Origin of the sequence: Cellulomonas sp., from assembly GCF_036279715.1 — a bacterium.
Classification (GTDB): domain Bacteria; phylum Actinomycetota; class Actinomycetes; order Actinomycetales; family Cellulomonadaceae; genus Cellulomonas_A.
In genome coordinates, this window is record NZ_DASUIR010000049.1 from 1 (window position 1) to 13612 (window position 13612).

The 13612-nt window shown below is 72.6% G+C and carries 12 protein-coding genes; 6 read left to right on the forward strand and 6 right to left on the reverse strand.

Annotated features, from left to right (window positions below):
* Window positions 1-294: 294 nt before the first annotated feature.
* From VFW79_RS05300 to VFW79_RS05320, 5 genes are all read right to left on the reverse strand, one after another.
* A complete protein-coding gene (locus VFW79_RS05300) occupies window positions 295-633 on the reverse strand; it encodes a hypothetical protein (RefSeq protein ID WP_329676276.1) in 339 nt (112 codons plus the stop codon).
* Complete coding sequence (locus VFW79_RS05305; protein WP_329676277.1) at window positions 630-1058, reverse strand: flagellar export chaperone FliS; 429 nt, start codon at window positions 1056-1058, stop codon at window positions 630-632. The genes VFW79_RS05300 and VFW79_RS05305 overlap by 4 nt, the downstream gene beginning before the upstream one ends.
* A 75-nt stretch (window positions 1059-1133) precedes the next feature.
* A complete protein-coding gene (fliD, locus tag VFW79_RS05310) occupies window positions 1134-2513 on the reverse strand; it encodes a flagellar filament capping protein FliD (protein ID WP_329676278.1) in 1380 nt (459 codons plus the stop codon).
* Between the two features lie 126 nt (window positions 2514-2639).
* Entirely contained in the window at window positions 2640-3803 is a 1164-nt protein-coding gene (locus VFW79_RS05315) for a flagellin (protein WP_329676279.1), read from the reverse strand.
* A gap of 115 nt (window positions 3804-3918) precedes the next feature.
* Window positions 3919-4821 carry a sigma-70 family RNA polymerase sigma factor gene (locus tag VFW79_RS05320; protein WP_329676280.1) on the reverse strand — a complete coding sequence of 301 codons (903 nt, stop codon included), beginning with the start codon at window positions 4819-4821 and terminating at the stop codon, window positions 3919-3921.
* Window positions 4822-5228: 407 nt separating this feature from the next.
* Between VFW79_RS05320 and VFW79_RS05325 the strand changes: the two genes are divergently transcribed.
* The 6 genes from VFW79_RS05325 to VFW79_RS05350 all read left to right on the forward strand — a co-directional run bounded on the left by VFW79_RS05325 (window position 5229) and on the right by VFW79_RS05350 (window position 10102).
* A complete protein-coding gene (locus tag VFW79_RS05325; protein WP_329676281.1) occupies window positions 5229-5711 on the forward strand; it encodes a flagellar protein FlgN in 483 nt (160 codons plus the stop codon).
* A gap of 12 nt (window positions 5712-5723) precedes the next feature.
* Window positions 5724-7148: a flagellar hook-associated protein FlgK gene (gene flgK / locus VFW79_RS05330; protein ID WP_329676282.1), complete on the forward strand. Its 1425-nt coding sequence runs from the start codon at window positions 5724-5726 to the stop codon at window positions 7146-7148.
* A gap of 5 nt (window positions 7149-7153) precedes the next feature.
* Entirely contained in the window at window positions 7154-8059 is a 906-nt protein-coding gene (flgL, locus tag VFW79_RS05335) for a flagellar hook-associated protein FlgL (RefSeq protein WP_329676283.1), read from the forward strand.
* Window positions 8056-8478: a flagellar assembly protein FliW gene (locus VFW79_RS05340; protein WP_329676284.1), complete on the forward strand. Its 423-nt coding sequence runs from the start codon at window positions 8056-8058 to the stop codon at window positions 8476-8478. Before flgL ends, VFW79_RS05340 begins: the two co-directional genes overlap by 4 nt.
* A 96-nt stretch (window positions 8479-8574) precedes the next feature.
* Window positions 8575-9798 (forward strand): EAL and HDOD domain-containing protein, encoded by a 1224-nt coding sequence (locus VFW79_RS05345; RefSeq protein ID WP_329676285.1) that lies wholly within the window; start codon window positions 8575-8577, stop codon window positions 9796-9798.
* Between the two features lie 58 nt (window positions 9799-9856).
* Window positions 9857-10102 (forward strand): DUF2530 domain-containing protein, encoded by a 246-nt coding sequence (locus tag VFW79_RS05350; RefSeq protein ID WP_329676286.1) that lies wholly within the window; start codon window positions 9857-9859, stop codon window positions 10100-10102.
* Window positions 10103-10143: 41 nt separating this feature from the next.
* On the opposite strand, the gene VFW79_RS05355 is transcribed toward VFW79_RS05350, so the two are convergent.
* Entirely contained in the window at window positions 10144-13611 is a 3468-nt protein-coding gene (locus VFW79_RS05355; protein WP_329676287.1) for a sacsin N-terminal ATP-binding-like domain-containing protein, read from the reverse strand.
* Between the last annotated feature and the right edge of the window lies 1 nt (window position 13612).

A 13612-nucleotide genomic window follows, 5' to 3' on the forward strand; every position in this document is an offset into this window, starting at 1 on the left:
GACGCAGCGCGAGCCCGTCCAGGGCGCTGTTCAGCGCCACGGAGCTCACAGAGCTGAACACGGACATGGACCGTCCACCTCACCGACAGTGGTGCTCGGGTCGGCCGGTCCGTGGCCTGCTGCGTGAGCGATCCTTGCTCGGCGTCCCCATCGGGTGACGTGCCAGGTGGCTGAGGGTTTCGAGCGGCCGAGGTTGACGTTCACTCGCCTGGCGGAGCGACTACGTCACCGTGTGTCCCACGGTGTCGCACCTGTCCGGTCAGCGCGTCACCCGTCGCGGGGGCCGCGAGGGGTTCAGCCCTCCGTGTCGAGGTACACCGGGACGGCCGGCGGGCGGCTGCGCATGCCCTCGGCGGCGGCGGCCTGGCGGCGGCTGAGGTTGGCTGCCTCGGCGATGCGGCGGCCGACGCTGATCTGGCGGTCGAGGAGCGCCTCGGCGCGGGTCTGCAGCGATGCGGGGAGCGGGCCGAGACCCGCCGGGGGCGCCCAGGGGCGGGGTGGTGTCAGGACGGGCGCGCTCGTGTGAGCGACGGCGAGGAGCGCCTCGGCCTGCGCGACGTCGAGCTCGAGCACGGTCAGCGCCTCGTGCCAGGCATCGACCCACAGCGTCGGGACCGCCGTCACGGTGCTCATCCCACGCCGAGCTCACCCGACATCGCGGGAACCGCGAACGCCGACGGGACGAGAGCACGGGAGACCTCGGCGGCGGCGGCGCGCCAGGCGTCGTGCAAGGGGGCGATGATCGCGCGGCACGCGAGCGCACGCTCCGGGTCAGCCGTCGTGTTGGCGCCGATGAGCTCGGTGAGCAGGTAGGTGTAGATGGACTGCAGGCCGGGGCCGCCGTCCCATGCGTCGACGTCGAGGCTCGAGAGCAGCTCCGAGACGATGTCCTGAGCATGCACCAGCTGGGTCGACGCGGCACCGCGGTTCCCGGCGCGCAGCGCAACCTCGGCACGCTCGACGTCGAGCGCCAGCCGGTCGTACAGCATGATCAGCAGGCGGGAGGGTGCCGCGGTCGCGACCGTGTCGGCCAGGTACCGGGATCGGACGTCATACACGGCGGTGGTGCCCTTCGGTCGTCGGAGCAGGTTCTGGCGTGATCAGGTTTCCGGGGCCGGAGCCCCCGCGCGATGTCATCCGCCGGTCGTCGAGGTGCCGGTCCCGAGCGACGCGAGCTGGGCCGTCAACCAGCTCGACTGGGACTTCAGGCCCGACAGCGCGACCTCGAGCGCCGAGTACGTCGCCTGCAGGCCCTCCTTGCGGGTCGCGAGCCGGACGTCCCACGAGCTGATCTGGTCGCCGAGGGACTTGACCGTGCCCTGCTGGCTCGAGATGTCCGTCGAGAGGCTGCCGGTCGTCGCGTCCGAGGCACCCTTGGCCACGTCGGCGATGCGCTGGGAGAGGGCGGTCATCATCTTCTGGACAGCGGCCGGGTCGGCGGCGAGCGCGGCCGTGAACTTGGCGGCGTCGAACGTGAACGTCCCGTCCCGACCGATCGAGATCCCGACGGTCGACGGGGACACGCCGTCGACCGGGTACGAGCCCGCGCTCTGGATCTGCTGCGCCAGGTCGCGCACGGTCGACTCGGAGCTGAGCACCCCCCCGGTGACAACCGTGCCGCCCGTGCTTGAGGTCGTCGTCTTGGACGCGGTCTGCGAGGAGATCTCGGAGAGCACCAGGCCGAGGCCGGACACGAGGTTCGACGCGAGCGTCGTCAGCGCCGAGGTGTCCTGGGAGACCGTCAGCGTCACAGGGCTGGCCTCGACCTGCGAGACCGTGATGCTCACTCCGGCAAGCGTGTCCGCGAACGTGTTCGACGACGACGTCACCTGCTTCGCAGCGGACGAACCTGACCACAGCGTGATCTTCGCGTCCTGCGCGGTCGAGGTCGAGGTCAGCGCGAGGGAGGGTGCGGTCCCCGCAGTGACGTCGGCGGAGCTCCCGAGGTACATCTGGAAGCCGTTGCTCGCACCCGTCGCGGAGCCCGTGAACTGCAGCCGGTAGTCGGTCCCCACCTTGACCGCGACCGCCGTGACGCCGGTCCCGCTCGCATTGATGGCCTTGGTGATGTCCGCGAGGTCGCCCGACGCGGCCGTGACGGTCGTCAGCGTGCCGTCCGTCTTCTTGAACGTGATGACTGGTGGGACCGTCGGGAACAGGGCCGTGGTGCTGGTGAACTGGTCGCTGAGCGAGACCTGCCGACTCGCGACGGCGTCGACCGTGAAGTTGAGCGACGTGGCCTGTGCGCTGGTCGAGGCAGTGGCACTGACCGACGCTGCCGAGCTGGTCGCCTTGAGGGCGTTCCACGAGCTCGCCGTGGCGGCGGTCGTCGCGGACGCCGCGAGGGACGCGACCTTGGAGTTGAGAGCCTGCAGCGCGGTGACGAGCGAAGACGCCGCCGTCTGCTTGGTCTTCAGCAGCGTCTGCGGGCCCGCCTCGGCCGTCATGAGCTGGTTGATGAGGGTCGTCGTGTCGAGGCCGCTGATCAGCCCGTCGATGCCCATCGTCGCCATGAGTGCCGTTCCTTCGTGCGAGGGGTCTGGATGTGCGACCGGCGGTGGGCGGACGGTTGTCCACCCACCGCCGGTGCGAGGTGCTGCTGGTCATTCATGTGGCCGGGCTACCGGTCACGGGTCAGATCACTGCAGGAGCGAGAGCACACCCTGCGGGATCTTGTTGGCCTGCGCGAGCATCGACGTGCCGGCCTGCGACAGGATCTGCGAACGGGTGAAGTTGACCATCTCCGACGCCATGTCGGTGTCGCGGATCCGGCTCTCCGACGCGGAGAGGTTCTCCACCGCGACGTTGAGGTTCTTCACCGTGTGGTCGAACCGGTTCTGCACGGCACCGAGGTCGGCACGCGTGGTCGAGACCGTCTTGATCGCGGCGTCGATCTGGTTGATCGCGAGGTCGGAGCCCGAGGCCTGCGTGCCGACCAGCGCGGAGGTCGCCAGCGCCGCGGCGTCGGCAGGTGCCGTCGCCTGGGTGATGGTCAGACCAGTGGCCGTGCCGGCAACGGTGACTGCGCCGGTACCGAACGCGTTGTCGGCCGCGGCCTGGATCGCGGTCGTGCGCTGCGCAGCGGTCGACCCGGCGGCGAACTTCACCGTCGACAGGTCCAGCGACTTGCTCCCGAGCGCGACGGTGCCGTTGAGGCCGTCGAAGCCCTCGGACTTGGTGAAGTCCGTGGCGGCCGCAACGGTGACGACACCGGCGGTGCCGACAGCCGAGGCGGTGGTCTGAGTCATCGAGACGCCCGCAGCCGACGTCGTGACGTCCACGCCGTTGACCCCGAGGCCGGCCGCGCCCATGGACGTGCCCACCTTGACGTTGATGGTCTCGCCGACGTTCGCGCCGATCTGGAACTTGCCGTTGTACTTGCCGTCGAGCAGCTTGGTGCCGTTGAACTGCGTGGTGTCGGCGATGCGCGTCAGCTCCTGCTTGAGCTGGCCCATCTCGGACTGGATGTTGCCCTTGGCGTCCGAGCTGAGGCCGCCGGTGTTGGAGGCCTGGACGGAGAGGTCACGCATGCGCTGGAGGATCGAGGTCGACTCGTTCAGCGCACCTTCAGCGGTCTGCACGACCGAGGTACCGTCCTGGGCGTTGCGGACGGCGACCTTGAGGCCACCGATCTGCGAGCGCAGGCCCTCCGAGATCGCCAGGCCGGCCGCGTCGTCCGCAGCGCGGTTGATGCGGAAGCCGGACGAGAGCTTCTCGAGCGACTTGGCCAGGTCGTTCTGCGTGTTGGAGAGGTTGTGGTACGCGTTGACTGCCGCGATGTTCTGGTTGATCGAGAGACCCATGATGGAACTCCTCCTTGATTCGGGTCGAAGCTGCCGCCCGTCCGTGGGCTGGCACCCGTCTCATCGGCCGGCGCGCACCGAGTTGAGGATTTCGGCGAGAAACTTTGCTGCGGGGTCAGGCAGTCGCGAACAGGGCGCCATGACCGGCGTCGGAGCCCTCGCCAGCAGCGGACGCGGAACGCTGCGTCGGGATGACTCCCGGGGCGGCCGCGGCGTAGTCGATGCTCGAGGTGCCCATCGCGGCGCGAGCGGCCACGGCGGCGAAGTAGGTCTGGCGTCGGCGCTCGGCGACACCGTCCGGCCGGTCGGCCTCGGGGACGAGGTCGGGGTCGAGGCTCGCGTTGAGGCCGTCGCGCAGGAGCGTGAGCGCCTCGGTGCGCAGCTGGCTGACGCGCGACTGGGTCACGCCCAGCTCGGCGGCGAGCTCGGCGACGGGGCGGTCCTTGAGGAACAGCTCCTCGATGACGTGCCGCAGACGGTCGGGCAGGGTGCTGACACCGGCGCGCAGGTACTGCAGACGCTCGTTCGCGAGCAGCGACTCTTCGGGACTCGGGCCGCGGTCCGCGACCAGCTCGGCGAGCGGGTGCACCGTGGCGTCGAGGCTGAGCACGCGGCGGGCGGCGTCGTCGCGCGCCTGGTCGACGCCGGCGACGTCGGTACCGAGCGCGGTGGCGAGCTCGTCGCGGGTCGGGGTCCGGCCGAGGCTCGCGGCAAGGGTCTCGGTCGTGGTGGTGAGCTCGCGGGCACGGTGCCGTGCACCGCGGGTCGCCCAGTCCATCGAGCGCAGCTCGTCGAGCAGGGCTCCACGGATGCGCAGGGCGGCGTACCGGGCGAACGGGACGCCCGTCGTCGGGTCGTAGGCACGCGCCGCCAGGACCAGCGCGAGACTGCCGGCCGAGGCCAGGTCGTCGCGGTTGACCGTCCTCGGGACACGCATGAGCAGCTCGCTCACGTGATAGCCGACGAGCGGCAGGTGCTGTGCCACGAGCTCGTCAGTGGCGTGTCCGGTAGTTGTCACGTCCGTACTGTCGTCCCGCCATGGCGCCCGCTTGAGCAGCGTCATTTCGGCCCGCGAACCGCTTCGACCTGCGGAATCGGACGATGCGGACCTGTGAATCGCCCATGCCGGCACGGTTCGGCAGCAAGCACCCAGCCAGAGTGTGATGTAGATCACACTCGATTTCCCTGGGGGGGCGCGATTGGCCTTCTGACCTGGTCGGACGTCGGGGTAGGTTCCGCAACAAGGGGTGCGAAACACTCACGCGCGCGCCATCTCCCCCGAACCGGGACGTGCTAGACCTGGACAGTTGTCCAGTCCTCGTCCGATTCACCCGGCCAAGACTCGTCACATGCAGTGGAAGCCTGCCGATAGGGGGATCGTGCCGGTGCACCTGTGCCGCACGACCTGAAGGGGAGGACCCGGCGATGCCATTGAGCCGCCTGGCCGACGTGCTGTGGCAGGAGCGCAACCTGCTCGAGCTGTGGCTGTTCAAGCTCGAGGAGGAGCAGCTGCTCCTGACCACCGGGAAGACGCGCTGGCTCGGCCACGCGACCCGCGAGGTCGAGGCTGTCCTCGAGCAGATCCGAGGCGCCGAGCTCGGCCGCTCCGCCGAGGCCGAGGCCGTCGCCGCGATGTTCGGCGTCGAGCCCGGAGCCAGCCTGCTCGAGCTCTCCCAGCGGGCTCCCGAGCCCTGGAACGAGCTGCTCCGTGCGCACCGCGACGCCTTCATCACTCTGACCACCGAGATCCGCCAGCTCGCCGACGGCAACCGGGAGCTGCTGGCGATGTCGCACCGCGCCACCCAGGAGACGCTCCTCTCCCTCCAGGACAACGTCCGCACCTACGACGGTCAGGGCCTGACGACCGCGACCGCCAGCAGCGCCCAGCTGCTCGACCGCTCCTTCTGAGAGGGACACTCCATGAGCACCTTCTCCGGCCTCGGCACCGCGCTGAGCTCGCTCATCGCGCAGCGCCAGGCGCTCGAGGTGTCCGGCCAGAACATCGCCAACGCGAACACCGTCGGGTACACGCGGCAGCGCGCCTCCATCTCCTCGCTGCCCGCCGCGAGCGTCTCGTCGATGTTCTCCACGAACGACGGGCCCGGCCAGGGCACGCGCGTGACCGGCATCGAGCGGCTCGGCGACGTGTTCATCGACGCCCGCGTCCGCAGCGAGACCGCGGGGTCCGCCTACCTCTCGGCCCGCGCCTCGGCGTACACGACGCTTGAGCAGAGCGTCGGCGAACCCTCCACGACCGGCCTCTCGACGCAGCTCAGCAACCTCTGGGGCGCGTTCTCGGACGTCGCGAACACGCCCAACAAGGACTCGGCCCGCGCGGTGCTGCTCGAGACCGCCAACGCGGTCGTGGACCGCATCGCCACGCTCTACACGGCGGCCGACACGCAGTGGACCCAGGCCCGCACGACGACCGTCGCGCTCGTCGACCAGGTCAACACGACCGCCGCGAACGTCGCCGACCTCAACACGCGCATCCTCGCGATCACCAACACGGGCGGCAGCGCCAACGAGCTCATGGACCAGCGCGACCAGCTCGTCACCCAGCTCTCCGGCCTCGTCGGGGCGACCGCCCGCGTGCGCGACAACGGCACCGTCGACGTCCTCGTCGCAGGAAACGCGCTGGTGAGCGGAGCAACCACGAATGCGCTCGCCGTGACCGGCCCGACCGTGTTCTCGGGTGCGACCGCCGGCCAGCCCGTCGGGGTCGAGTGGGCGAGCCGGCCCGGCGTCGCGGTCGGTCTCGACGGCGGACGGGTCGCCGGCCTGCTGTCCGTGCTCGCACCGCCGTCGGGCGGGGCCGGCGGGATGCTCACGGAGGCCGCCGCGTCGTACGACGCGCTGGCCACGACGATCGCCACGAGCGTCAACACCCTGCACGCCTCGGCGACGACAATCGGCGGCGCCACGGGCATCGACTTCTTCGCGCTCGACCCGACGAAGCCTGCTGCGCTCGGCCTCTCGGTTGCCATCACCGACCCGGCCCAGATCGCTGTCGCCCAGCCGGGTCAGGGCGCGCTCGACGGTTCGGTCGCGGACAAGATCGCCGCACTCGGCTCCGCGAGCGACGGACCGGACGCCACGTGGAGCTCCGTCGTCGTGCAGCTCGGGGTCCGCACTGCCAGCGCGACCTCGCGCTCGACCGTCGCCGAGGCCGCCCGCTCGAGCGCCGCGGCGCAGCAGCTCTCTCAGGCGAGCGTCGACATGGACGAGGAGAGCACCAACATGCTCGCCTACCAGCGTGCGTACGAGGGTTCGGCCCGCGTGCTGACGGCTATCGACGCGATGCTCGACACGCTCATCAACCGCACCGGACTCGTGGGCAGGTAACCACCGTGATCAGCAGAGTGACCCAGCAGACGATCCAGCGCTCGACCCTGGCCAACCTTCAGCTCAACCTGGCCGCGACCGCGAACATGCAGTCGAAGCTCTCGAGCGGAAAGAAGATCACGGTCCCGTCCGACGACCCGGCCGCTGCGTCCGACCTGCTGCGCCTCCGCGGCGAGCTGCGCGCTCAGACGCAGTACGTGCGCAACGCCGACGACGGTGGCTCGTGGCTCACGACTGTCGACGATGCGCTGCAGTCGTCGCTCGCCGCCCTGCGACAGGCCCGTGACCTCACGGTCCAGAGCGGCGACGGCGGACTGGGCGCCACGTCGCGCGAGGCCCTCGCCACCGAGATCGACGGGGTGCGCGACTCGCTCCTGGCGCACGCCAACACGACCTATCTCGGCCGCAACGTGTTCGCCGGGACGTCCGACGCGGGCGCCGCGTTCGCCAAGGACCCGGTGACGGGGACCTACACCTGGACCGGGGCCGCTACCGGCACCGTCGACCGCCGGCTCAACGCCACCACGACCGTCCGGGTCGACGCAGACGGCGCGGCTGCGTTCGGCAACGACGTCGCCGGCGACACCTCGGTGTTCGCCCTCCTCGACACGATCTCGACGACGCTCCGCGCGGGTGGCGACGCGACCTCGTCTCTCGGCACCATCGACGCCCGCATGGAGAAGATGCTCACGCAGCTCGCGAGCGTCGGAGCCCGCCACAGCCAGGTCCTCACCGCGCAGACCGAGCTCAAGTCGACCCAGCTGACCACGAAGTCCCAGCTCTCCGGCATCGAGGACATCGACCTCGCCGAGACGATCCTCCAGCTGCAGTCGCAGCAGACGGCGTACCAGGGCGCTCTCGGCGCGGCGGCGAAGGTTCTTCAGCCGAGTCTGCTGGACTTCCTCAAGTGAACGCCGCAACCGCCGTGACCGAGCCGTTCCCCACGCCCGCCCTCCCCCGGGCGCTCCACCTCGTCGACCCGCTCCCGGGCCTGCCGGGCCACGCGGACTTCTCGCTCACCTCGCTCGACGACATCGGCGTGCTCTACGCGCTGCGCAGCCTCCCGGAGGACGAGCAGTCGATCCGACTCTTCGTCGTCACGCCCGCCGCGTTCTTCCCGGACTACACACCGACCGTCCGGCCCGACGTGCGCGACAGCATCGGCGTGGGCGACGGATCGGTCGCGACCCTCGTGGTCGTCCGCCCCGGCGAGGACGGCAGCGCGCCGACCGCCAACCTGCTCGCCCCCCTCGTGCTCGACCCCGCCACGGGTCAGGCCGTGCAGACGGTCCTCGACGGCGACCTGCCGCTGCGCGCACCGCTCGGCTGACCCGGGCGAGTCGCACGCCGCCAATCGCTCAACGGCGGGTCGGGGCAGCCGATAGGCCCGGGGACATCGATGACCGTCCCCAGGGAGTGCTGGCTGATGAGCGCGCTGAACGACCGAAACGCCTCAGCTCGCGCGAGCGAGATCGCGATCCTGCGGCAGCCGGTCGTGCACCCCGACCGCAGCGTGTATGGCTACGCGATCCGCGTGAACGTCCTCGACGGCGTCGGCGGCATGTTCCCCGAGCCCGAGGTCGAGCACCTCGTCGACATCGAGTACGCACGCCTCGACGTCGCTCTGCTCGCGGGTGACCGACCGATCCTGCTGCGCGCCACGAGCCGCCTGCTGTCCGGCGACCTCGTGGCCCCGGACTCCCCGCACGGCATCGTGCTCGAGATCCCGCCCGCTCTCGCGCAGCGCGACGACGCCACCGGGCTCGTGTCCGCCGCGCGCGACCGCGGCCTGCGGATCGCGCTCGCCAACTACCGGGGCACCGGCCCGCAGGACGCGCTCCTCCCGCTCGCCGACCTCGTGAAGGTCGACGTCTCCCGGCCGGCGGACGACCTCGCGACCCTCGTCGACCGCGCGCACGACGCCGGCGGCACGGTCATCGCCGAGCGCGCCGACACGCGCGACCGGATCCACCTCGGTCGCCAGCTCGGCGTGGACCTGCTCCAGGGGCCGATGTTCCAGCGCGAGACGGCGCCCACCGGTCGCGAGTTCAGTGCGGGCGAGCTGCAGTGCCTCGAGCTCATGCAGCTCCTCAGCCAGGCGCACGTCGACCAGGCCGCCGTGGTCCGGGTCGTCAGCTCGGACCCGGAGCTCGCGATGCGCGTCCTGCACCTGGTCAACTCGAGCAGCTACGCGCTGCGCCGCGAGATCGACTCGGTCCACCAGGCAGTCGTCTTCGTCGGGCCGCAGCAGATCGCCGCGCTCGCGATGGCCTCGCTCATCGACGCACGCCCGACGTCCGTCGGGGCCCTGTGGGCGATCCTGACGCGGGCGCTCGCATGCAAGGGCATCAGCGGCGAGGACGCCGGCTACACGGTCGGTCTGCTCTCGTCGGTCGCATCCCAGCTGGGCGTCGCCCCGGCCGAGCTCGTGGCCCGCACCGGGGTCTCCACCGACGTCGCGAACGCCCTGCTGCACCTGGACGGCCCCTACGGTCCGGTTCTCGGGGCGGTGCTCGCGCACGAGGAGAACGACCTCGACGCGGTCCGCTCGACCGGGTACGAGCCGTACGACGTCGCCCACGTGTACCTCAGCGCGGTCCCCGAGGCCCTTGCCACGGCCACGTCGCTCTCGGTCAGCTCGCGGTACTGAGCCGTTCTCACCTGCCGTCCTGACCTGCGCGGAGGCGTCGAGCACGTAGCCTGTCGGCGTGCCCTCACTGATCGACGTCGTGCTCCACCCGGAACGGAACAAGCCGTCCCCCGAGCCGCTTCGCGTCAGCCTGCGTCCCCTGGTGCGCTTCGGCATCGTGGTGTGGGCCGTCGTCGGCGTGCTGGTCTGGGGACTCTGGTTCTTCGGCGGGAAGGTCCCCGGCACCGCCGTCTGGACGTGCGCGGCCGGCGTGGTTCTCGGGCTCATCGGGCTCGGCATGGTGCACCGCCGAGGCTGGCGCTGACACCCGGCTGACCGCCGGGGCGGTTCAGGACCTCTGCCGTCTCAGGCAGGCAGCCCGGCCGCCGGGTCGAGCGCCATCTCCACGGCCAGGTCCTGGGCGCGGAGCGGCTCGGTCAGGACGACCTCGACCGCGTGCCGGTCCACCCAGCGCCCTGCGGCCTGCGCCAGCCCGCGGGCCAGCCCGGCCAGCTGCGTGGCGTGCACGACGGCATCGGCGCCCACCCCCTCGACCCACCAGTCGACCGGCGTCCCGTCGACGTGCAGGGTCTCGTGCTCGACCCACGTCAGCGGCGCGTCGGGCAGCAGCGCGAGCACCCCCTCGGGCGTCGGGACGAGGTCGGCCTCGCGCGGACCGTCGACGTTGTCATCCACCGCGCCCTCCGCGAGCTCGGAGGCCAGCGGTACGTCGAGGAGCGCAGCGAGCGCAGCGGCGATCGCCGGCGGCGCGGGGACCAGCGCCGCCACGTCAGTCCGTTGGAGCCACATCGGGGCATCCGCGACCGCGGCGTCGTCCGCGTGCACGACGACGACCCGACGCTCGTCGACGAGCGCGGGCACGAGCTCGACGTCGCCCCCCGGCCCCCCGCCGTCCCGGTCGGCGTCCGCTGCGAGCGTGGCCCATGCACGCCACAGCGCCGTGGCGAGCGCGAGGTCGACGGGAGACCCGGCAGGCCCGAGCCCGGCGAGCACCCGCGCCCACGCGGCCGCGTCGAGCGAGGTCAGGGTCGCGACGCCACCGAGCGCGCGCTGGACCTGCGCGTCGAGGGGACGCACCGACTCGGGGGCCGGGGGCAGCAGGCGGCGCACCGCGTCGTCGGCCTCGGCGGTCGCGAAGGGGTGGTCGAGGCCGATCCCGGCGCGGGCCCGCAGCCACCAGGCCGTGTACGACGGCGCCTCCCGGCCACCCTGCCCCTCTGCGCGGACCGGGTCGAGGAGGGCGCGTCGGAGCGCCGGCTGGGTCGCGAGCCGGTCGAGGACCTCAGCCCAAGCCTCCGCGTCGACCGCGTCGAGGTCCGCGACGGCCACGACCTCGGGCACGTAGGCGCCGCGGCCGAGCGCGTGGGACAGCGCGGCGACGTACTCCGGCCAGCCGTCGAGCGACTGCGCCGCGAGCGCACTCGCCCCGTTGCCCTCGTCGTCGAGCTGGGCGGGGTCCGCGACCACGTCGGTGACGCGGACGGCCACGAGGTCGTCCCGGACGCCCGCAGCGACGAGCACGTCGGCGCCCCACCGCTCGATCGTCGCGAGCTCGACGGGCGCGAGCACGCGCGGGTCGAGCAGCCGCGACGCGACCGAGCCGGTCAGCACGAGCCCGTGCGCCGGGGTCGGCTCGCCGTCGGCAGCGGTGAGCGTCAGCAGTCCGAGCCAGCCCGCGGTGTCGGGGTCGACGACGTCCCGCGGCGAGCGGTCCCCCGCGCGCGTGCGCTCCCCCAGCGCGTGCCGGACCAGCGTGAGCACCGCCTCGGTCACGTCGCGCGCGACCTCGAGGTCGTCGTCGTCGGCCTGGTCGAGCACCGCCTGGCGCACGGCCGCGTGCCGCAGGAGCCCGGCCGCATCGACCTCCTCGGCACCGAGCTGGGTGAGCAGCGGGTGCTGGGCCGCGGGGTGCACGACGCGCAGCCCCCAGCGCGCCAGCACGTCCAGGATGCCGGTGCCGGTCCAGCCGCCCGTCACCGAGGTCTCGAGGTCGATCTCGGACCCCGCGGCGGCGTCGGTGTCGACCACGACGTCCTCGGCGGGCAGCTGCACCAGACCGCGCGGTCCCCGCACCATCCGGCCGTCCGCGAGGGGCACCGGCAACGAGCCCAGCGCCTCACGGACCGCCGCGTCGGTCGCCGCAGGCTCGAGCGCGGCATACAGGTCGCGCCACTCCTCGGGCGGTCCGGAGTGCATCGCCGGGAGCTCTTCGACGAGGTCGGCGAGCTCGCGCAGCTCGACGCCGAGCGTGCGCGCTGCCGCCTCGGTCCCGGGGGCGAGCCGCACGAGGCCCGACGCGCGCAGAGCGAGCGCACCGACCGCGACCGGATCGCGACCGATCGCGCCGACGACGGCGACCGCCCGCCGCGGCTCGACGAGCGAGTCGGGGTCGACCTGGCCGATGTCCGCGGCACCGGACACGTCGATCCGACCCGCGCCGTCCGACTCGTCGTCCGGCAAGGGGTTCATGGCGTCGAACGCACCGGTCCCGGCCCGGAAGACCGGGCTCACCGCGTCCGCCTGGCCGGGTTCCCGCTCGGCCGCCGGCGCGGCGGGGGCCAGGAGCGGTGTGCGCGCGAGGCGTTCGACGATCAGCTCCCGCAGCGAGCCGTCGAGCGCACCGGCCGGCAGCCCGGTCGGCACGAGGTCGAGCGGGTCGCCGCCATCGACCGCCACCGACACGGCGAGCCGTGCGTAGACGCGGGCCGCATGGTCGAGGACGGCGTCGGTGAGCGGTCCGGCGGCCACGTGCCGCCGCGTCGGGTCGAGCGGCAGGGTCGCGACGAGGAGGGCGGGGACGCTGCACGGCTCGTCGGTCGGGGTCGGCGCGTGCACGACGTGGTGCCAGGACGCGTGCGCTCCGAGCGCGGGGTCGGCGGACGCGGTCGACCAGTAGTCGTCGGGGCTCAGGTCCCGCGCGCCGGAGCCGGAGGCGGTGCGCGGGACGGCCCACGTCACGCGCCAGGCACGCGCACCGCGCTCCTCGACGGGCCGGTCCGCGAGCAGCGCGAGGTCGAGCTCGCCGTGCGCGGAGGCGACGCGCCAGCGGTCGGCGACGTCCGCGACGCGGCGCACGGGGAGCTCGCCCGTGTCGTCCTCGACCACGATCTCCACGAGGCCCGGCAGCGCGAGCAGCATCGGGTCGCCGACCTGCGCGAGCAGCGCCCGCACCTCGTCGGCGGCGACCTCGTCACGTAGCTCGAGGACGACGGCCGTGTCGTAGCCCGTCGGCGGGGCGCCCTCGGCGGGCAGCGGAAGGCGCAGCGCGGGCAGCGAACCGTCGCGACGGCGCACCTCGTCGGCCAGGGCGGGACTCTCCTCGGACGCCCGGGCGAGCATCTCCTGGGTGTCGGCGAGGGAGAACCGCACCCCACCCGACGTCGAGAGCACCGAGACCTCGTCGGCCACGGCCCGCACGGCGGCGAACCCGACCCCGAACCGGCCGACGACCCCCAGGCCCGCGTGACCGTGCGACGCCCTGCTCGCGGGACCACCGTCGCGCTTGGCCGACGCGCGCATCGATGCGAGCGACGCGACCCCGGCGTCGTCGAGGGGCTCGCCGGTGTTCGCGGCGATGAGCACCTCGCCGTCCGGCGTCGACGCGAGCCTCAGCAGCAGCCGTCCGGGCACCCCGGCCCTCGTCGCGGCGTCCGCGGCGTTCTGGGCCAGCTCGACGAGCACGCGGTCGCGGTAATACCCGCGGGCGTGGTCCTCCTCGGTGTTGGCGTCCTCGCGCAGCCGGGCCGGCGAGGCACGCCACGCCCCCAGGACGGCCGCTCGTAGAGCCGCCGTCCCGAAGGCGTCGCGGGTCATG